At 60.4% G+C, this 17,479-nt stretch carries 21 protein-coding genes; 8 read left to right on the top strand and 13 right to left on the bottom strand.

What is annotated here, in order from left to right:
* Nucleotides 1–48: 48 nt before the first annotated feature.
* A complete protein-coding gene (locus tag CKW21_RS09000) occupies nucleotides 49–288 on the top strand; it encodes a hypothetical protein (protein ID WP_095193616.1) in 240 nt (79 codons plus the stop codon).
* A gap of 13 nt (nucleotides 289–301) precedes the next feature.
* Entirely contained in the window at nucleotides 302–655 is a 354-nt protein-coding gene (gene osmE / locus CKW21_RS08995; protein WP_095193615.1) for an osmotically-inducible lipoprotein OsmE, read from the top strand.
* A 181-nt stretch (nucleotides 656–836) separates the two neighbouring features.
* On the opposite strand, the gene CKW21_RS08990 is transcribed toward osmE, so the two are convergent.
* Nucleotides 837–1,028 (bottom strand): SPOR domain-containing protein, encoded by a 192-nt coding sequence (locus CKW21_RS08990; protein ID WP_095193614.1) that lies wholly within the window; start codon nucleotides 1,026–1,028, stop codon nucleotides 837–839.
* A 218-nt stretch (nucleotides 1,029–1,246) separates the two neighbouring features.
* Between CKW21_RS08990 and CKW21_RS08985 the strand changes: the two genes are divergently transcribed.
* Nucleotides 1,247–1,609, top strand: coding sequence for an NUDIX hydrolase (locus CKW21_RS08985; RefSeq protein ID WP_095193613.1), 363 nt, complete (start codon nucleotides 1,247–1,249; stop codon nucleotides 1,607–1,609).
* A 6-nt stretch (nucleotides 1,610–1,615) separates the two neighbouring features.
* Here CKW21_RS08985 and CKW21_RS08980 read toward each other — a convergent pair whose 3' ends face one another.
* The 9 genes from CKW21_RS08980 to CKW21_RS08935 all read right to left on the bottom strand — a co-directional run bounded on the left by CKW21_RS08980 (nucleotide 1,616) and on the right by CKW21_RS08935 (nucleotide 10,100).
* Nucleotides 1,616–2,314 (bottom strand): alpha/beta hydrolase, encoded by a 699-nt coding sequence (locus CKW21_RS08980; protein WP_095193612.1) that lies wholly within the window; start codon nucleotides 2,312–2,314, stop codon nucleotides 1,616–1,618.
* Nucleotides 2,315–2,356: 42 nt separating this feature from the next.
* On the bottom strand, nucleotides 2,357–3,130 hold the full coding sequence (locus tag CKW21_RS08975; RefSeq protein WP_095193611.1) for a 1,6-dihydroxycyclohexa-2,4-diene-1-carboxylate dehydrogenase: 774 nt from the start codon (nucleotides 3,128–3,130) through the stop codon (nucleotides 2,357–2,359).
* A gap of 146 nt (nucleotides 3,131–3,276) precedes the next feature.
* Nucleotides 3,277–4,290 (bottom strand): benzoate 1,2-dioxygenase electron transfer component BenC, encoded by a 1,014-nt coding sequence (gene benC, locus CKW21_RS08970; RefSeq protein ID WP_095193610.1) that lies wholly within the window; start codon nucleotides 4,288–4,290, stop codon nucleotides 3,277–3,279.
* A 10-nt stretch (nucleotides 4,291–4,300) separates the two neighbouring features.
* Nucleotides 4,301–4,789: a benzoate 1,2-dioxygenase small subunit gene (benB, locus tag CKW21_RS08965; RefSeq protein ID WP_095193609.1), complete on the bottom strand. Its 489-nt coding sequence runs from the start codon at nucleotides 4,787–4,789 to the stop codon at nucleotides 4,301–4,303.
* Nucleotides 4,786–6,150, bottom strand: a complete 1,365-nt coding sequence (benA, locus tag CKW21_RS08960; protein WP_095193608.1) for a benzoate 1,2-dioxygenase large subunit — start codon at nucleotides 6,148–6,150, stop codon at nucleotides 4,786–4,788. The genes benB and benA overlap by 4 nt, the downstream gene beginning before the upstream one ends.
* A 286-nt stretch (nucleotides 6,151–6,436) precedes the next feature.
* Complete coding sequence (locus tag CKW21_RS08950; protein WP_095193606.1) at nucleotides 6,437–7,396, bottom strand: AraC family transcriptional regulator; 960 nt, start codon at nucleotides 7,394–7,396, stop codon at nucleotides 6,437–6,439.
* Nucleotides 7,397–7,666: 270 nt separating this feature from the next.
* Nucleotides 7,667–8,596: a catechol 1,2-dioxygenase gene (catA, locus tag CKW21_RS08945; RefSeq protein ID WP_095193605.1), complete on the bottom strand. Its 930-nt coding sequence runs from the start codon at nucleotides 8,594–8,596 to the stop codon at nucleotides 7,667–7,669.
* Nucleotides 8,597–8,650: 54 nt separating this feature from the next.
* Nucleotides 8,651–8,941: a muconolactone Delta-isomerase gene (gene catC, locus CKW21_RS08940; protein WP_008029082.1), complete on the bottom strand. Its 291-nt coding sequence runs from the start codon at nucleotides 8,939–8,941 to the stop codon at nucleotides 8,651–8,653.
* Nucleotides 8,942–8,951: 10 nt separating this feature from the next.
* Nucleotides 8,952–10,100 carry a muconate cycloisomerase family protein gene (locus tag CKW21_RS08935; RefSeq protein WP_170948651.1) on the bottom strand — a complete coding sequence of 383 codons (1,149 nt, stop codon included), beginning with the start codon at nucleotides 10,098–10,100 and terminating at the stop codon, nucleotides 8,952–8,954.
* 127 nt (nucleotides 10,101–10,227) lie between these two features.
* Between CKW21_RS08935 and CKW21_RS08930 the strand changes: the two genes are divergently transcribed.
* Nucleotides 10,228–11,109 (top strand): LysR family transcriptional regulator, encoded by an 882-nt coding sequence (locus CKW21_RS08930; protein ID WP_095193603.1) that lies wholly within the window; start codon nucleotides 10,228–10,230, stop codon nucleotides 11,107–11,109.
* 84 nt (nucleotides 11,110–11,193) lie between these two features.
* On the opposite strand, the gene CKW21_RS08925 is transcribed toward CKW21_RS08930, so the two are convergent.
* The 3 genes from CKW21_RS08925 to CKW21_RS08910 all read right to left on the bottom strand — a co-directional run bounded on the left by CKW21_RS08925 (nucleotide 11,194) and on the right by CKW21_RS08910 (nucleotide 13,534).
* Nucleotides 11,194–11,433, bottom strand: coding sequence for a DUF1652 domain-containing protein (locus tag CKW21_RS08925; protein WP_095193602.1), 240 nt, complete (start codon nucleotides 11,431–11,433; stop codon nucleotides 11,194–11,196).
* Nucleotides 11,434–11,534: 101 nt separating this feature from the next.
* Nucleotides 11,535–12,434, bottom strand: coding sequence for a polysaccharide deacetylase family protein (locus tag CKW21_RS08920; RefSeq protein ID WP_095193601.1), 900 nt, complete (start codon nucleotides 12,432–12,434; stop codon nucleotides 11,535–11,537).
* 152 nt (nucleotides 12,435–12,586) lie between these two features.
* The gene (locus CKW21_RS08910; RefSeq protein ID WP_095193599.1) at nucleotides 12,587–13,534 is read right to left on the bottom strand and encodes an ABC transporter substrate-binding protein; all 948 of its coding nucleotides are present in this window, start codon (nucleotides 13,532–13,534) and stop codon (nucleotides 12,587–12,589) included.
* A 296-nt stretch (nucleotides 13,535–13,830) separates the two neighbouring features.
* Between CKW21_RS08910 and CKW21_RS08905 the strand changes: the two genes are divergently transcribed.
* The 4 genes from CKW21_RS08905 to CKW21_RS08890 all read left to right on the top strand — a co-directional run bounded on the left by CKW21_RS08905 (nucleotide 13,831) and on the right by CKW21_RS08890 (nucleotide 17,245).
* Nucleotides 13,831–14,817: an aliphatic sulfonate ABC transporter substrate-binding protein gene (locus CKW21_RS08905; protein WP_095193598.1), complete on the top strand. Its 987-nt coding sequence runs from the start codon at nucleotides 13,831–13,833 to the stop codon at nucleotides 14,815–14,817.
* A 63-nt stretch (nucleotides 14,818–14,880) separates the two neighbouring features.
* The gene (locus CKW21_RS08900; protein WP_095193597.1) at nucleotides 14,881–15,717 is read left to right on the top strand and encodes an ABC transporter permease; all 837 of its coding nucleotides are present in this window, start codon (nucleotides 14,881–14,883) and stop codon (nucleotides 15,715–15,717) included.
* 3 nt (nucleotides 15,718–15,720) lie between these two features.
* The gene (locus tag CKW21_RS08895) at nucleotides 15,721–16,434 is read left to right on the top strand and encodes an ABC transporter ATP-binding protein (protein ID WP_095193596.1); all 714 of its coding nucleotides are present in this window, start codon (nucleotides 15,721–15,723) and stop codon (nucleotides 16,432–16,434) included.
* A gap of 130 nt (nucleotides 16,435–16,564) precedes the next feature.
* Nucleotides 16,565–17,245: an SOS response-associated peptidase family protein gene (locus tag CKW21_RS08890; RefSeq protein WP_095193595.1), complete on the top strand. Its 681-nt coding sequence runs from the start codon at nucleotides 16,565–16,567 to the stop codon at nucleotides 17,243–17,245.
* Nucleotides 17,246–17,479: the final 234 nt, after the last annotated feature.

Raw genomic sequence — 17,479 nt, 5'->3', positions numbered from 1 at the left:
GCTGGAATGGGTCTAAAATTTCAAGGCGCAGAGTTGCAGGAGGTCATCATGTGGCTTAACGAATCGGAACAAGAACTTCGACGCGATCTGCAAGGGCTTGCATCGGATCTGCGATGGTCGGCGGTCGAACTTTTGCGCATCGCAGAGCAGTTGCGCCTGACCGGCAATGATGTCGATGCAGAGGCTGTCAGGAGGCTGTGCGATCTGTTCCAGGGTGATGAGCAACGCTTGGCGGGCTATGCCGAGGAAGTGAAGGCCAAATTCATCACCCGCAACAAACCCCAATAGCGGACACGCTGTGATGAAAAGCGCTCTCTTGATGTTCGCCGCCTTGCTCACGGCATTGCCAGGCTGCAGCAGCAACTCGCAAATCTACCGGGACCAGCCGCTGGTGGCCAAGGTCGAGACCGGCATGAGCAAGGAGCAAGTCGAGCAAATCGGCGGCCCACCGTTATCGGTCACGAACCGTAGCGTCGAGCCGGGCACTTGCTTTGATTACAAGCTGACCCAACCCGGTCATCAGCACCCGTTCAATGTCAGTTTCGATGATCGGGGCAAGGTCGATCACAAGAGCTTCATGACCTGTGCCGAATGGAGCAACACCCAGCAAAAGGCCAGGGAATCACGCTCTGGTGGTGGAGGTGGCGGCTACTAGCCCCGGCAATAAATCTCCACGTGGGTGGAAAAATGTGGCGAGGGGATTTATCCCCGTTCGGCTGCGAAGCAGTCGTAAAATCCGGACAACTTGTATTTGTCTGAAGTAACGCTCGGGGCCGCTTCGCAGCCCAACGGGGATAAATCCCCTCGCCACAATAACCGCGCGCCACTGGATCGGGTTACTGGCTGCGCGCCTGTTTGCTCGGCCGCGACTTGTAGCCAGGAAGAGACGCCGCAAACGCCAGCGCTTCCTCTCGGCTGCCAAACGACCCGAGTCGATCACCTTTGGTGCAGACCCGCCATGGGCCGTTGTTCACGCTGACCAGGTCATAACCGTTCATGTGCATCTTGTTCAGCATCGGAACACTCATGGTCACCTCCATCTTCGCAATGATATCCAAAGCTAACGTGCCTACCTTACACCCACCCTTTGCCGAAAGGCCGACCAGACGTCGTGTCAGTATTCCGTCATTGGATTGCACTTTCAGGCGTGACAACCGCTCTAAACAGGCAAATTCCGGCAAAACGAATCCGGCGCGAATATTGCAGTTTTATGACAAATTTATGTCAAAGAGCTATCAGGCAATACATGAAAGTACGCGCAACCGTCATTTGCGAGCAGGACCGTCACATTCTCCTGGTGCGCAAACCGAGGAGTCGCTGGATGTTGCCCGGCGGCAAAGTCGAGCCCGGTGAAACGGTGGCGGGCGCAGCCATGCGCGAACTACAGGAAGAAACCGGGCTTGATGTCGATGACATGCTGTACCTGATGGAACTGGAAACCGGCAGCACCCGGCACCACGTTTTCGAGGCCTCCGTGATCAATCTGGATCAGGCGCGGCCACGAAATGAAATCTTCGACTGCATCTGGTTTCCGCTGGATGCGGTACAAAACCTGAGCACCAGCGACGCCACGCTCAGTATCGTCAGAGCGTTTCAACGTCGCCTGTAAGTTTCTCTACGCCGTGGCCAATGCCGTCGCGGCCCTGTCGATAAACGCGGCAATCTCGGCTGGTTGTGAAGCCAGGGATGCATGGCTGGCGTTCAAGGTCAGGATCTCCCTGGCGTTCAGCCGCCCCGCCATCCATTGCTGGTTCTGCGGCGCGATCATCCGGTCATCGGCCGACACCTGATACCAAGACGGTTTGTTCTTCCACGCCACGGTGCTGATCGTGTCGCCAAAGGTGCTGGCCAAGGGGGCTTTCTGGGTGATGCCCATGACCAGTCCTTCGGTCGCCGGCAAGTCCTGGCAGAAGCTCTCATGGTAGAGCTCAGGCTTGACCCACAGATAACCGTCGCTGTCGGGGGCCAGGTTGGCTGCTGCCGCCGGCAGATGCCGTTGCGTAATGCCGCCGGGGCTTTCACCGGTGTCCGGCGCGAACGCAGCGATATAAACCAGGCCCACGACATTCGGTTGATCGCCCGCCTCTGTTATCACCGCACCGCCATAGGAATGCCCCACCAACAGCACGGGGCCGGCCACTTGCGCGACCATTTTACGGGTGCGTTCAGCGTCATCGGCCAATGAAGTCAGGGGTATTTCCACTGCCTGGATGCGGGTGTAGCCCTTGCCCAGCAGTTTGACGATGACTTTGTTCCAATGGGCGGCACCGCCCCAGAAACCATGGACCAGCACAATCGTGGGTTTTTCGCTCATGACCTTGACTCCATTGTTCGATGAAGTTGTTGGCGCGTCGTGTCAGCCCTGATCGCCGCCGCCCACGGGCATGACCATACCGGTGATATAGGACGCATCGTCGCTGGCCAGAAACAGAATAGCCCCGGCTTGCTCATCCAGCGTGCCGTAGCGCTTCATCAGACTGCTGTCGAGGGTCTGGTCGACGATCTGCTGATACCAGACTTTCTCTTGCGCGCTTTGCTCGGCGCTGTTGCGTGGAATCACCCGCGGCGGCGCTTCGGTGCCACCGGGTGCCGTGGCGTTGACCCGAACCCCGCGCCCGGCGGTTTCAAACGCCAGGCAAGCGGTCAGCGCATTGACCCCGCCCTTCGCCGCGCCGTAGGGCACACGATTGACACTGCGGGTGGCGATGGACGACACGTTGACGATCGCCCCACTGCCCTGCTCCAGCATGAAGGGCAACGCGGCGTGACAGCACCATAAGGTCGGGAACAACGAACGGCGGACCTCGGCCTCGATCTGCGATGCCTCGTAATGCTCGAACGGCTTGGCCCAGATCGTACCGCCGACGTTATTGATCAACACATCGAGACGACCAAAGCGCTCGACGGCCGTTTGCATCACCCGGCTGCATTCCTCGTACTGCTCCAGGTCGGCGGTCAGGGCCAGCACCTGGCTGTCTTTCGCCAAGTGTTGCTGAACCTCGAACACCAGCTCGGAGCGATCGACCAGGATCAGCTTCGCCCCTTCCGCCGCCATCCGCTCTGCAACGCGCCGACCGATGCCCTGGGCAGCCCCGGTGATCAGCGCGACTTTTTCTTGAAATCTGTTCATGCGTTCCCCACAAACTTTCAAAGACACAACAATCCCTGTGGGAGCGGGCTTGCCCGCGATGGCTGTGTGTCAGATAACAGATATGTTGACTGACACTCCCTCATCGCTGGCAAGCCAGCTCCCACAGGAGGTGTGTCGTCACAGTTTTATGCCGCGCTGGCGGCAAATTTTTCGTAGTAGAAGTTCGCAGGCTTGATGCCTTGCTCGCCGATGTACTTGCTGACCGCCTCGACCATCGGCGGTGGACCGCACAGATAGACATCGACATCACCATCGTTCAGGTGCTTTGGCTCGATGTGCTGGGTCACGTAGCCCTTGAGCGGGTGCTGGCTATCGGGGCTGGCCACGCAAGCGCTGTAGCTGAAGTTGGGAATGCGCGCGGCGAAAGCTTCCAGCCGATCCATTTCCACCAGGTCGAAATCCTGGGTCACGCCGTAGATCAAGTGCAACGGATGATCACTGCCCTGCTCGGCGATTTTCTCCAGCATCGCGGTGAACGGCGCCAGCCCGGTGCCACCGGCCAGCAGCAACAACGGCCGGCGGATGTCGCGCAGATAGAAACTGCCCAGGGGACCTGCCAGGCTCATGCTGTCGCCGGCCTTGGCCATGCCGGTGAGGAAACTGCTCATCAAGCCGCCAGGCACGTTGCGAATCAGGAAGCTGACTTCGCCGTCTCGTTGCAACGAGCTGAAGGAGTACGCGCGGGTCTGCTCGCTGCCGGGAATGCCCAGGTTCACGTACTGCCCCGGCAGGAACGCCAGTTTGCTCAACGCCTCGCCCTTGATCGACAGCGCGATGGTGCTGTCGGACAACTGGCGCACCGCACTGATGGTTGCCTCGTAGCTGGCCTGGCGGGTACGGCAGACTTGCGACGACGTCGGCACGCGTACCACGCAATCGCTCTGGGCACGCATCTGGCAGGTCAGGACGAAACCCTGCTCGGCCTCTTCCGGGCTGAGGGCATCTTCGATGTACTCCTCGCCCAGATCATAGGTGCCGGCCTCGGCAAAACACTTGCAGGTGCCGCAGGCGCCGTCGCGGCAGTCCAGCGGGATATTGATGCCCTGGCGGTACGCGGCATCGGCCACGGTTTCACCGGCATTGGCGTCGATGAACCGGGTGACGCCGTCTTCGAAATTGAACGCAATGGAATGGGTCATGACGGCCGCCTCACAAGTGGTAAACATCGATGACCTGGCGAACGTAATCGTTCTTCAGGATCACTTTCTTGGCTTTGATCAGCGGGTTTTCACCGCGCACATCAAGGGTGTAGAAACTGCTGCCGAAGTAGCTGTCGACGGTCTTGTAGCGAAAGCTCAGGGTGTGCCAGTTGAAGCGCACCTTGCACAAGCCGTCGGCCTGTTCCAGCAGCTCGATGTTGCTGATGTTGTGGGACGTGCGGGTGTCCGGAACGCTTGCGCTGGAGCGCTCGGTCTTGATGCGGAAGATGCGGTCTTCCAGGCCGGTGCGGTTGCCGTACCAGATCAGCGAGATTTCCCGCTGCGGGTCTTCGGTCAACTCGTCATTGTCATCCCACGACGGCATCCAGAAAGTGGCGTCCGGGGCGTACAGCTCCAGCCACTCATCCCACTGCCGGTCATCGAGGTAACGCGCTTCGCGGTAGAGAAAGTCGCGCACGGTATCAAAGGAAATGGTCATTGCACGTCCTCCACGGCGATCAACTTCGACTGCTCGGCGGCCAGGGCCTTGAGCATGGTCTGCTGCCAGTATTTGTGTTGCAGCACGAACAGGCCTTCGTCTTCGGTGCGCACGCCGCTGAGCAGCGGAAGCAGGTCGATTTCCTTGGCCGCGTCATCGGCGCCTTCGATCCAGTGCTCGGCGCCACGGGACATGTCGTTCCAGGTCGTCACGCTGCCCTGGTAGCTGGTCTGGCAGGAGCGGAACTCTTCCAGATCGTCAGGCGTGGCCATGCCGCTGACGTTGAAGAAATCCTCGTACTGGCGAATACGGCTGGAACGCGCGTGGTCGCTTTCGCCTTTGGGGGCGATGCAGTAGATGGTGATTTCCGTGCGGTCGACCGAGATCGGCCGGGCGATGCGGATTTGCGAGCTGAACTGGTCCATCAGGTACACGTTCGGGTACAGGCACAGGTTGCGCGAGTTCTCGATCATCCAGTCGGCGCGGGCCTTGCCGAAGTCCTGGGCCAGCTCGTCGCGTCGTTCGTACAGCGGACGGTCTTCCGGGTTGGCCCAACGGGTCCAGAGCAGCATGTGGCCCTTGTCGAAGGAATAGAAACCGCCGCCCTGCTTGGCCCAGCTGCCGGCGCTCATGGTCGGATTTTCGTCACCGGCCTCGCGTTGCTTGCGCTGGTTCTGGGTGGCCGCGTAGTTCCAGTGCACCGAGCTGACGTGGTAGCCATCGGCGCCGTTTTCCGCGGTGAGTTTCCAGTTGCCTTCGTAGATGTAGCTGGACGAACCGCGCAGCACTTCCAGGCCATCGGCGGACTGATCGACGATCATGTCGATGATCTTCGCCGACTCGCCCAGGTGCTCGACCAAAGGCAGTACATCAGCGTTCAGGCTGCCGAACAGGAAGCCGCGATAAGACTCGAAACGCGCCACTTTGGTCAGGTCGTGGGAGCCTTCGCAGTTGAAGCTCGAGGGGTAGCCGGCGTTCGCCGGGTCTTTGACTTTGAGCAGCTTGCCGGAGTTGTTGAAGGTCCAGCCGTGGAACGGGCAGGTGTAGGAACTCTTGTTGCCGGACTTGTGCCGGCACAGGGTCGCGCCGCGATGACTGCAGGCGTTGATGAAGGCGTTGAGCACACCGTCCTTGTTGCGCGCGATGAAGATCGACTGGCGCCCCATGGTGGTGGTGTAGAAGTCGTTGACGTTGGGGATCTGGCTCTCATGGGCCAGATACAACCAGTTGCCTTCGAAGATGTGTTTCATCTCAAGGTCGAACAGGCGTGGATCGGTGAACATCTCGCGCTTGCAGCGATAGATGCCTTGGGCAGGGTCGTCTTCAAGCAAGGAGTGAAGGTATTCGGGTCGCAGGGTCATGGCCGCCGCCTCCATTGTTATTGTTCAGGCAAGGCTCATGCTAGGACGGGGCAATGGAGCGGACTATCCGCGGGGTGCAGACCTTTATCCGTTTTGTGCAGGATGGTTTTTTATCGGAGCGAAGCTACCGAGATAGATGTCTGCCAAGACTCGAAACCTGTGGGAGCGGGCTTGCCCGCGATGGCAGTGTGTCAGACAACATCACTGTTGAATGTGCCGACTCCATCGCGGGCAAGCCCGCTCCCACAGGGTTTTGTGGTGTATTCAGACTTGCGCTTACAACAAATCAATGGCGCCGCTTGAGGGTATCGGACGGCAATTCGCCGAATTGCTTGCGATAGCTGTCGGAGAACCGTCCCAGATGCAGGAAACCATAATCCATGGCCACCTCTGTGACATTGCGCACATTGCAGGTCGGGTCGCTCAGGCAGGCGTTGATGCGCTCCAGGCGTTTTTGGCGGATGTAGTTTTTCGGGGTGGTGTCGGCGTTGCGTTCGAACAGGCCGTACAACGAGCGCAAACTCATGTGCGCCTGGCGCGCCAGTTCTTCGCTGTCGATGTTCTGCTTGAGATTGCGGGCGATGTAGTCGGCAATCGCTTCGAAAGTGGCGGTCTGCGAGCCGAGTTCGAGTCGGCTGACGTTGGTTTTCATCAGGCTGAGCATCTTGCTGACGATGATCTGCGCGTAGTGCTCCTGCACCTTGGGGATCTGCTCGGTGGCTTCGGCTTCCTGGCAGATCATCGCCAGCAGGCCGACGAAACCTTCGAGTTCATTGAGCTGATAACGGTTCTCCAGAAACCGTACGCCCTGCCCCGGATAGCGCCAACGCTGCTCATCGCAGACGGACTCAAGCAGCGTCGTGGGGACTTTGAGGATGAATTTTTCGCAATCGTCGGAGTACGTCAGGTCGACCGGATCGTCGGGGTTGATCAGCAGTAATTCACCGGGGGCGAAGTAGTGCTCCTGCCCGTGTCCGCGCCACAGGCAATTGCCCTGCAGCAACACTTGCAAGTGATAGATGCTTTCCAGCGCGCCCGAAGTGACGCGAACGCTGCCGCCGTAGCTGATGCGGCACAGGTCCAGGCTGGCAAATTTGCGGTGGTTGAGACTGGCCAGCGGCCGCCCGGCGCGGGGCATGAGGATGCAATGGTTGCCGACATGCTGATTGACGTAGCCCGACACCGCGTAGGGGTCGGCATGGTCGAATACAGTGCTGCGCTGACTCAACAGTTGCACTTGCATCATCAGGTCACTCTCGTTGTTCTTATGGGGTGCATCAGGTCATTCTAGGGCAGTACGGGTGGCGGTGTGTCAGTAGACCGACCTGTGGGCTTTTCCGGCTCCTTCGCGAGCAGGCTCGCTCCCACATTTGACCGCATTTACCCTGAGGAAACGCGATCGAATGTGGGAGCGAGCCTGCTCGCGAAAGCGGTGTGCCAGTCAACATCGATGTTGAAGCTGACTCCCCCTTCGCGAGCAGGCTCGCTCCCACCAAGGTTGCGCAGTTAGAGGCGATCAGTCCTCCAGTGCACGAACCCGCTCGTGGCGCTGCTGCTCTTCAGGCTGGGCCGACGACTGCAGGGTGAAGTCGAAGTCGATTTCGGCAAAGCGACCGCTGACACCGTGCGCCGCTGCACGCGCCTGGTCTTCGCTGAAGGTGATTTTCGCAATCAGTTCATCGCGGGTGGCGTAGGCGAAATCGTCGTGCAGGTACTGATCACCATCCAGGTTGATCTGGGTGGTCAGGTGGCGATGGTCCGGCGCGGAAATGAAGAAGTGGATGTGCGCCGGGCGCTGGCCGTGACGGCCCAGTTGATCGAGCAGTTGCTGGGTCGGACCGTCCGGCGGGCAGCCGTAGCCCGACGGCACGATGCTGCGGAAACGGTAGCGGCCTTCGGCATCGGTGACGATACGGCGGCGCAGGTTGAATTCCGATTGCGTGGTATCGAAGTACGAATAGGTGCCACCGGTGTTGGCGTGCCAGACATCCACCACGGCGCCGGCCAAGGGTTCGCCAGCGGTGTTGAATACGCGGCCTTGCATGAACAGGGTCACACCCGGATCGACGCCATCGTCCAGACGCGCTTCACCTTGGGACAGCGGCGCACCGGCCACGTACAGCGGGCCTTCAATGGTGCGCGGGGTACCGCCGGATTTGCCGGCCTGTTCGTCTTCGGCATCCATCAGCAGGTCGAGGTAATGTTCCAGGCCCAGCCCGGCCACTACCAGCCCGGCCTCCTGGCGTGCACCCAGCACGTTGAGGTAGTTGACCGCTTTCCAGAACTCTTCCGGGGTCACGGCGAGGTCTTCGATGATGTTCACCGAATCACGCAGGATGCGGTAGACCAGCGCTTTGGTCCGTGGATCGCCGGCATCGTTCAGCAGGCCGCTGGCTTCTTCGAGAAATTTCTGGACTTCGGCAGTGTGGGAAATCTTGACGTTCATTTTATCGGTTCCTCATCTTGTAATTATTGGCATAGCGAACTGAACAGGCTGGGTTCAGCGGTCATCCTCGCGAATGGACGAAGGATGCCGGCACATCGCGGTGACTTCGATCGCCATGTACGGATACAGCGGCAATTGCATGAGCAAATCGTGCAGTTCCTGGACGCTGTCGACATCGAACACGCTGTAATTGGCGTACAGGCCGGCGATACGCCACAGGTGACGCCACTTGCCTTGGTCCTGCAGGCGCTGGGCCAGGGCTTTTTCGTCGGCCTTGAGCTGCGCGGCGCGTTCGGGGTTCATGTCGACCGGCAAATTCACGGTCATCTTTACGTGGAACAGCATAATGCTCTCCTCAGGCTTGATGAATGGCAGTGGATGTCTTGTCGCGGCGGAAAAACGCCAGGCGTTCTTCATCCAGGCTCAGGCCCAGCCCCGGGGCTTTCGGCACATGCAGCTCGAAATCGCGATACACCAGCGGTTCGCCGAGAATGTCTTCGGTCAGCAGCAGCGGGCCGAACAGTTCGGTGTCCCACGCCAGTTTGTTCAGGGTCACAAAGGCATGGGCCGAGGCCATGGTGCCAATGCCGCCTTCGAGCATGGTCCCGCCATACAGGCCGATGCCGGCCGCTTCGGCGATAGCGGCAGTACGCAGCACAGCGCGTGGGCCACCGTTCTTGGCAATCTTCAGGGCGAACACCGATGCCGCGCCTTCGCGGGCCAGGTTGAACGCATCTTCCACGCACTCGATGGACTCGTCGGCCATGATCGGCGCCGGGCTCATGGCATTCAGGCGCGCCATGCCGGCGCGGTTATTGCGCGAAATCGGCTGTTCGATCAGATCGATGCCATTGGTGCCAAGTATCCGGCAGGCTCGCAGCGCCACCGCTTCGTCCCAGGCCTGATTGACATCGACCCGTACGCTGGCGCGATCGCCCAGGGCTTTCTTGATGGCAATGACGTGGGCCAGGTCGCGGTTGACCTCGCCGGCACCGATTTTCAGTTTGAAGATGCGGTGGCGGCGCAGGTCGAGCATTTTTTCCGCTTCGGCGATGTCCTTCTGGGTATCGCCACTGGCCAGGGTCCAGGCCACCGGCAACGCATCGCGAACACGGCCGCCGAGCAACTCGCTGACCGGCACACCAAGGCGCTTGCCCTGGGCGTCGAGCAGCGCGGTTTCGATACCGGACTTGGCGAAGGTGTTGCCACGGATGCTGCGTTCCAGGCGCAGCATCGCCGCGTTGACATTGCCGCTGTCCTGGCCGATCAACAGCGGCGCGAAGTGTGTGTCGATGTTGGTCTTGATGCTGTCAGGGCTTTCATTGCCGTAAGCCAGGCCACCGATGGTGGTGGACTCGCCGATACCTTCGATGCCATCGGCGCACCGCACGCGAATGATCACCAGGGTCTGGTTCTGCATGGTGTGCATCGCCAGCTTGTGCGGGCGGATGGTTGGCAGATCGACGATGATCGTCTCGATCGATTCAATGGCAGTTGCAAGCATTTCGATACCCATCAGGTTCTTGGAGTTCTGGAATCGATTCTCGTACGGCTTTTTTCTCGATGCCAATATAGAATTGGTCTGACTTGATACCTTTAAGGTATGCAATCGATCTACGACTGGAGGCTCCATGGAACTGCGTCACCTGCGTTACTTCCAGGTATTGGCTCAAACCCTCAACTTCACTCGCGCCGCTGAGTTGTTGCATATCGCCCAGCCGCCCCTGAGCCGGCAGATCCAGCAACTGGAGGACGAGTTGGGGGTGATGTTGCTTGAGCGTGGACGGCCGCTGAAGCTGACGGATGCCGGGCGGTTTTTCCATGAACACTCCACGGCCCTGCTCGAACAACTGAACAAGGTTTGCGACAACACGCGGCGCATCGGCCTGGGGGAAAAGACCTGGCTGGGCATCGGTTTCGCACCGTCGACGCTGTACGGCGTGCTACCGGAACTGATCCGCCGCTTGCGCAGCGGCGAGCCGCTGGAGCTTGAGCTGGGGCTGTCGGAAATGACCACCTTGCAACAGGTACAAGCGCTCAAGGCCGGCCGCATCGATATCGGCTTCGGCCGGATCCGCATCGACGACCCTGCGATTGTCCAGACGGTACTGACCGAAGATCGCCTGGTCGCCGCCCTGCCCGCCGGACACCCTCTGCTGGCCGGGCCCATCAGCCTGCGCGACCTGGCCAGAGAACCCTTCGTGCTCTACCCCGGCAATCCACGCCCCAGCTATGCAGACCATGTGATCGCCCTGTTCGAATCCTATGGCGTGAGCATCCACGTGGCGCAATGGACCAATGAGCTGCAAACGGCGATCGGTCTGGTGGGGGCCGGGATCGGGGTCACGCTGGTGCCGGCCTCGGTGCAATTGCTGCACCGCGACGACATCGGCTTCACGCCACTGCTGGAAGACAACGCGACCTCGCCGATCATTCTCAGCCGACGGGTGGGCGATGTTTCGCCGGGGTTGAACCATTGTTTGCGGATGATTGAAGAGCTACAGCCACAGTAATCGAATACCATGGGCAATGAATACCTGTGGCGAGGGAGCTTGCTCCCTCGCCACAGGTTCAGTGTTTATCTCGGACCTGGGGCGTCAGCCCGCAAACGCCCGGCGCCCCGCACTCATCTCGGTGCGCAACTCGCCGATCAGGTCGGAGATAGCCCGCACGCTGGTCAACTGCTCGGTCGATACGCCGCTGATCAGCAGTTCAACCCGGCCGCTGACGGGGTCGTAAACCTCGATGCGCAGCAAGCCTGCGCTTTCCGTGCATTCGCAGGACAGAGGGGTAAATCCGGACTCCACAATGTTGCACAAGACAGAGATGGGAAGCATGGCCGATCCCTCGGACGGATTGGAACCCAATGAGAATAGCCGCGCTTTGCCATTTCTGCGCCAGAAAAAAGCGTTATCCGGTTCTCATTTCAAACACTTTTTCACTCGGAATTTTTCTTCCAGATCCAGTTCCAGAATCCCGGTAGTTGCACCGGTTGCGAACCATCGCGCACGGTGCGCGCCATCGCCGCCCGTTGCAGCGCGGCGGTGTCGTCGTAAAACGGCTGTTGTGCAACTTTCACTCCCGTCGCCCGGGCACTGTCGAGCAGGATCTGCAGGTACTCGCGGGTATGCCGGGCTGTGTAGCGGTTGAGGTCGTGGAAGGTCACCACCACCGGAATCACCCCATCGACCACCGGCAGTTCACCCAGGGCAATGCGCTCGCGCACTTCGGACATCGAGCGCAAGAAGTGAGCCCGCCGCCGGGGGCTGGCGTTGAAGCCCCAGATCTTACCGTCGTTGGCGCTCAGGTCCGTCAACAGCACATGCAGGCCATGTTGCTGATACGCGGAGAAGGTGCGTTTGTCGTAGTTCCAGAATGGCGGGCGCAGCAGGGTCGGTGGCACACCGGTGATCGCGGCAATGTCGGCGCTGCCGTCGGTGAGTGCCTGTTCGAGTTCCTGTGGGTCGAGGGAACGATGATTGGTGTGCGAAGGCGTCGCGGTGTGGAAGCCGAGAATGTGCCCGGCATCGCGCTCGCGGTGCATGATTGCGCGCCCGATCTCGCTGCCGCCGGCCCGCGAGGCACGGGTCTGCACGAAGAACACGGCCTTGATGTCCGCTTGCAGGGGATTGCGCGCCAGACTGTCGAGCACGGTTTCGGTGGGGTTCCAGAAACCCGATGCGCTGGGGCCGTCATCGTAGGTCAGCAGGAAGCGGATCGGCGGTTGGGTTTGCAGACGTTGTTCGGTCTGCGGCGACATTTCGATGGGAGCGGCGATACAGCCCAGCAGACTGACTGCCATGGCACACGCCGAGAGAACCTTGAGCCACTGTTTCATGTTTTGCCTTAAGCCAGACCTCTACGAGGCTGTCATCTTACCTGTAGGAGCGAGCTCGCTCGCGATGGTCGTCAACGATTACGCTGACAGCCTGGCACCCCGCGGTGCCCTGTCGTGCATCGCGAGCATGCTCGCTCCTACATTGGTTCCGCTTACTTCGCCAGTGCCTGCTGGAACGAGCTATCGATGATCGGTGCGGTCGCCAGTGCAGTCGGCAGCGCCTTGACCTTGAACAGGAAGTCCGCGGTGCTTTGCAGATCCTTGGCGGCCTGTGCATCCACCGGGCCGACGGTCATGTGCGCCTGGCGCAACCAGTGGCGCGAGACGTTCTGATCGAGGTTGGCCTTCTTCGCCCACAAATCCGCGTATTCGTCGGTGTTGCTGTCGACCCAGGCCCGGGCCTTTTTCAAGCGCCCGAGAAAATCGGCGATGGCTTCACGCTTGCTGTCTATCGAAGGGGTCGAGGCGGCGATGGCGCTCAGGCCGGGCATCAGGTTCTTGGCGGTGAGAATCGGCCGCGCACCGGAGAACAGGATCTGCTGGGAAATGTACGGTTCCCACACCGGGAACGCGTCGATACTGCCCTGAGGCAACGCAGCGGCGGCATCGATCGGCATCAACTTGATGAAGTCGACATAGTCTTCCGGCAAATCGGCTTGCTCCAGGGCGCGCAAGGTCAGTTGCTGGCTCCAGGCGCCGGGCCAGTAGGCAACTTTCTTGCCCTTGAGATCAGCGATGGTTTTCACCGGCGAATCCTTGGGCACCAGCAAGGCGATGGTGTCCGGGTTCTGCCGCGACACGCCGATCAGCTTGACAGGCGCTTGCTTGGCGGCGAGGAACAGAAAACCCGAGTCACCGAGAAAACCCAGGTCCAGCGCACCGGTGTTCAGCGCTTCGGCCAACGGCGCGGCGGCCTGGAAGTGCTTCCAATCGACGGTGTAAGGCGCGTCCTTGAGCACACCCGAGGCTTCCACCGACGCGCGAATGTTGTAGTAATTCTGGTCACCGACGTGCAGCACGACAGGTTCGGCGGCGTAAGCGATGGGCGTAGCAAACAAGGCGCTGGTCAGCAGACCGCGCACGAATCGGGACAGGTTCATCGGGGGCTCCTTGGGGGTGATTGCCATAGACCATAACGCTCTTACAAATTGAATTTTAAATTCTATTTTTGCATAAGCTAAGCACCCTTCATGGGCTGCTGTTGGCCCAGCAACAGCGCGTCAACACACTGCTTTGTGTCGAACACCTCACTTCCCTGCTGAACGCGGCAAAGCCCTGAAAAGCGTGAGTTCGAAAACATGGCACAGAGCCTGCAATATTCTTTTTATGCAGGATGCAGTCACTCTAACTAATTTTTTGGACATAAGAATCTCGCCGCCTTGCCCGGAGCCGCCCCATGAAGCCCACCTTTCGTTTTTCGACTTTCAGGTACCTGCTCAGCGCCTGCGCCCTGGCCCTGAGCCTGCAACCTTCGGCTCAGGCGGCCGAAGCGCCGCCAGCGGAAGTGCATCTGGACTACGCCTACTATTCGCCGGTCAGCCTGGTGCTCAAGCATTTCGGTTTTCTGGAGAAAGCACTGCCACAGACCAAGGTCGGCTGGGTCCTGAGCCAGGGCAGTAACCGTTCGCTGGAGTACCTCAACAGCGGCGGCGTCGACTTTGCTTCGTCCGCCAGCCTCGCGGCGGTACTCAGCCGAGCCAATGGCAGCCCGATCAAATCGGTCTACGTCTACAGCCGCGCCGAATGGACCGCGCTGGTGGTACGCAAGGATTCGCCGTTCAAAACCGTGGCCGACCTCAAGGGCAAGAAAATCGCCGCCACCAAGGGCACTGACCCGTACCTCTTCACCCTGCGCAGCCTGCAGCAGGCCGGTCTGAGCAAGGACGATGTAGAGCTGGTGCACCTGCAGCACCCGGACGGTCGCACCGCACTGGAAAAAGGTGATGTCGACGCCTGGGCGGGGCTCGATCCGCACATGGCTGCCAGCGAGGTCCAGGCCGGATCGCGCCTGCTGTACCGCAACACCGGTTTCAACAGCTATGGCGTGGTCAGCGTCACCGATACCTTTGCCAAGGAACACCCGCAAACCATCGACACTGTCCTGAAAGCCTACGAGCAGGCCCGGGAATGGGCGGTCAAAAATCCTGATGAGTTGGCGAAGCTGCTGGCCACGGAATCCGGCCTGCCGCTGGACGTGGCCAAGCTGCAACTGTCGCGCACTGACCTGAGCAATCCGCAACTGACCACCCGGGATGTGATCGCGTCCAAGGCCGCTGCGCCGATCCTGGTTTCCGAAGAGCTGGTACGGCGTGGGGTGAATGTCGATCAGGTGATCGATCAACTGATCGATACCGGGTTCAAGGAAACCGTGGCCCGCCAGTAAATGCCCGTTAACGGACAGACTGAATCCGCGCCTGCCGCGGATTCGTCGTCGCCGGAGAGTCCAATGTCCAGCAAAAGCAAAACCCTCCCCCCACACCTGGTATTGCCTGCACCGCATCGCCTGAACACCGCCTGGCGCCTGCGCCTCAAGGGCCTGGCGCTGCCGGTGCTGATGCTTCTGGTACTGGAGTTGGTCGTGCGCATCGGCTGGCTGCCGTCCTACCAGATGCCGGCCCCCAGCGAAATCGCCCTCACTCTGCGAGACCTCGCCGAAGGCGCGCTGTGGAAACACATCAGCGCCAGCCTGTTGCGGGTGCTGCTGGGGTTCGCCATCGGCGCCAGCCTGGCCCTGGTGTTCGCCGCCTGGGTCGGTTTGAGCCGTGAAGCCGAAGCCTGGCTGGAACCGACATTCGCCGGCCTGCGTTCGATCCCGAGCCTGGCCTGGGTGCCGCTGCTCTTGCTCTGGCTGGGCATCGACGAGACCTCGAAAGTCGTCCTGATTGCCATCGGCGCCTTCTTTCCGGTGTACCTCAATGGCGTCGCAGCGATCCGCAACATCGACCGCAAACTGGTGGAGGTCGGGCAAATGTACGGTTTCAGCCGCTTTCGCCTGGTGCGACGGATTCTGCTGCCCGCCGCCCTGCCCGGCCTGTTCACCGGGTTGCGCAGCGGCATGAGCCTGGCCTGGATGTTTCTGGTGGCCGCCGAACTGATCGCGGCGACCAAAGGCCTGGGCTATCTGCTCAGTGACGGTCGCGAAACCTCGCGTCCGGACATCGTGCTGGCGGCAATCATCGTGCTGGCGCTGCTGGGCAAACTCAGCGACGGCCTGCTCGCCGGCCTGGAGAAACGCTTCCTGGCCTGGCGCGACACCTTCAACGGCCACCACGCGGGGGATTGAGCCATGACCGAACACCTGCTGGACATCCACGTCGAACGCAAGACCTTCGCCGCGACAACGGTCCTCAACAACATCCACTTGCAGTTGCAGCCCCGGGAAACCGTCAGCCTGCTCGGCCCCAGCGGTTGCGGCAAAAGCACCTTGCTGCGGATCGTCGCCGGACTGGAAAAGGACTTCCAGGGCACCCTGCGCAACCGCGCCGGCGAGGTCGCGTTCGTGTTCCAGGAACCCCGGTTGATGCCTTGGCTGACGGTGGAACAAAACATCGGCTTCAGCGCAGACAACCAGTACGACAAGGCCTGGGTTGCGCAATTGATCGAGGAAGTCGGCCTCGGCGGTTTCGCCAATGCCTTGCCCAAAGCGCTGTCCGGCGGCATGGCACAACGGGTGGCGATCGCTCGCGGCCTCTACTCGCGCCCGCAGGTGCTGCTGCTCGACGAACCGTTCAGCGCGGTGGATGCCTTTACCCGCATGAAGCTGCAAGACCTGCTGCTGCAACTGGCCGAACGCCACGCCATCGCCCTGCTGCTGGTGACCCACGATGTCGATGAAGCGCTGTACCTCAGTGATCGGGTGCTGGTGATGGACAACCGCCCCAGCAGCATCCGTCAGGAACTGGCGGTGACGCTGACGCACCCGCGGGATCGCCGCGACCCTTTGCTGGCCCGGCTCAAGGCCTTGTCGTTGACCGAGTTGCAGCGGGCGCACGTGATTTAAGGGTATTCGCTATTCTGTAGGAGCGAGCATGCTCGCGATGGTCGTCAACGATGGCGATGGAAACCTGACACCCCGCGCAGCACTCAGGTTCATCGCGAGCATGCTCGCTCCTACAATGGAGGATTCGGCCATGTGCGGACGCCTGTCGCAATACCGGGGCATCCACGATTTCGTGGCGGTGCTGAGCATCCCCGACGCGTTGATCAATCACGTCGGCGACCAGCCGTTGGCCCACTACAACGCCCCGCCCACCACGCAACTGGCACTGCTGCATCAGGAGGACGACGGCTTGCATGCCGATTTGCAGCGCTGGAGCTGGCGACCGCACTGGGCGACCGATCGCGCGGCACCGATCAATGCGCGGGTCGAGAAAGTCGCCCACGGTCCGTTCTTCCGGGCGATCTGGCCACACCGCGCGATCTGCCCGATCGACAACTGGTTTGAATGGACCGATGCCGGAGACGGCACACGACAACCCTGGCTGATCCGCCGTCGCGACCGGAAGCCGGTTTTATGTGCGGCAATCGGACAGTTCCCCATCGGCACGGCAGCACCTCGGGACGATGACGGTTTTGTCATCATCACTGCCGACAGCGCAGGAGGGTTGGTGGATATTCATGACCGCCGACCGGTGGTGTTGTCACCCGAGTTGGCGCTGGAATGGCTGGACCCGGCCACGCCCAAGGAGCGGGCCGAGCAAATGGTACTTTTGCAAGGGGAAGACAGTGATGTATTCGAGTGGTACAGGGTCGATAAAGCGCTTAACAATGCCAGAAACCAAGGGGCCGAATTAATTGCAAAGAGCACTTGAACTGTCAGTATCGACAGAACCGCAGGCATAAGTAACAAGTCATTGTCAGGCACTGTTACAACGACTGTTTCAACTCATTAACACTTATGAAAGCACATGCGTTTTGTGAATGAACCGCTTGTCCGACAATCCTTTGGTCATACATACATTTTCAATAAGTACGGCTAGCATTCGCGCCGCATTTCCAGTGCCACAGCCAGTTGACCAAAGAGTCAGCAACTCAGGACATCCCGA

Origin of the sequence: Pseudomonas sp. Irchel 3A7, assembly GCF_900187565.1 — a bacterium.
In the GTDB taxonomy this organism is placed as follows: Bacteria; Pseudomonadota; Gammaproteobacteria; order Pseudomonadales; family Pseudomonadaceae; genus Aquipseudomonas.
Note: the sequence above shows the minus strand (reverse complement) of the source record. Positions and strands in the feature narration are given on the sequence as shown.

Excerpts from the sequence above, each read along its gene's own strand:
- CKW21_RS09000 (WP_095193616.1), top strand. The coding sequence starts at position 49 with ATGTGGCTTAACGAATCGGAACAAGAACTTCGACGCGATCTGCAAGGG.
- osmE (WP_095193615.1), top strand. The coding sequence starts at position 302 with ATGAAAAGCGCTCTCTTGATGTTCGCCGCCTTGCTCACGGCATTGCCA.
- CKW21_RS08990 (WP_095193614.1), bottom strand. The coding sequence starts at position 1,028 with ATGAGTGTTCCGATGCTGAACAAGATGCACATGAACGGTTATGACCTG.
- CKW21_RS08985 (WP_095193613.1), top strand. The coding sequence starts at position 1,247 with ATGAAAGTACGCGCAACCGTCATTTGCGAGCAGGACCGTCACATTCTC.
- CKW21_RS08980 (WP_095193612.1), bottom strand. The coding sequence starts at position 2,314 with ATGAGCGAAAAACCCACGATTGTGCTGGTCCATGGTTTCTGGGGCGGT.
- CKW21_RS08975 (WP_095193611.1), bottom strand. The coding sequence starts at position 3,130 with ATGAACAGATTTCAAGAAAAAGTCGCGCTGATCACCGGGGCTGCCCAG.
- benC (WP_095193610.1), bottom strand. The coding sequence starts at position 4,290 with ATGACCCATTCCATTGCGTTCAATTTCGAAGACGGCGTCACCCGGTTC.
- benB (WP_095193609.1), bottom strand. The coding sequence starts at position 4,789 with ATGACCATTTCCTTTGATACCGTGCGCGACTTTCTCTACCGCGAAGCG.
- benA (WP_095193608.1), bottom strand. The coding sequence starts at position 6,150 with ATGACCCTGCGACCCGAATACCTTCACTCCTTGCTTGAAGACGACCCT.
- CKW21_RS08950 (WP_095193606.1), bottom strand. The coding sequence starts at position 7,396 with ATGATGCAAGTGCAACTGTTGAGTCAGCGCAGCACTGTATTCGACCAT.
- catA (WP_095193605.1), bottom strand. The coding sequence starts at position 8,596 with ATGAACGTCAAGATTTCCCACACTGCCGAAGTCCAGAAATTTCTCGAA.
- catC (WP_008029082.1), bottom strand. The coding sequence starts at position 8,941 with ATGCTGTTCCACGTAAAGATGACCGTGAATTTGCCGGTCGACATGAAC.
- CKW21_RS08935 (WP_170948651.1), bottom strand. The coding sequence starts at position 10,100 with ATGCTTGCAACTGCCATTGAATCGATCGAGACGATCATCGTCGATCTG.
- CKW21_RS08930 (WP_095193603.1), top strand. The coding sequence starts at position 10,228 with ATGGAACTGCGTCACCTGCGTTACTTCCAGGTATTGGCTCAAACCCTC.
- CKW21_RS08925 (WP_095193602.1), bottom strand. The coding sequence starts at position 11,433 with ATGCTTCCCATCTCTGTCTTGTGCAACATTGTGGAGTCCGGATTTACC.
- CKW21_RS08920 (WP_095193601.1), bottom strand. The coding sequence starts at position 12,434 with ATGAAACAGTGGCTCAAGGTTCTCTCGGCGTGTGCCATGGCAGTCAGT.
- CKW21_RS08910 (WP_095193599.1), bottom strand. The coding sequence starts at position 13,534 with ATGAACCTGTCCCGATTCGTGCGCGGTCTGCTGACCAGCGCCTTGTTT.
- CKW21_RS08905 (WP_095193598.1), top strand. The coding sequence starts at position 13,831 with ATGAAGCCCACCTTTCGTTTTTCGACTTTCAGGTACCTGCTCAGCGCC.
- CKW21_RS08900 (WP_095193597.1), top strand. The coding sequence starts at position 14,881 with ATGTCCAGCAAAAGCAAAACCCTCCCCCCACACCTGGTATTGCCTGCA.
- CKW21_RS08895 (WP_095193596.1), top strand. The coding sequence starts at position 15,721 with ATGACCGAACACCTGCTGGACATCCACGTCGAACGCAAGACCTTCGCC.
- CKW21_RS08890 (WP_095193595.1), top strand. The coding sequence starts at position 16,565 with ATGTGCGGACGCCTGTCGCAATACCGGGGCATCCACGATTTCGTGGCG.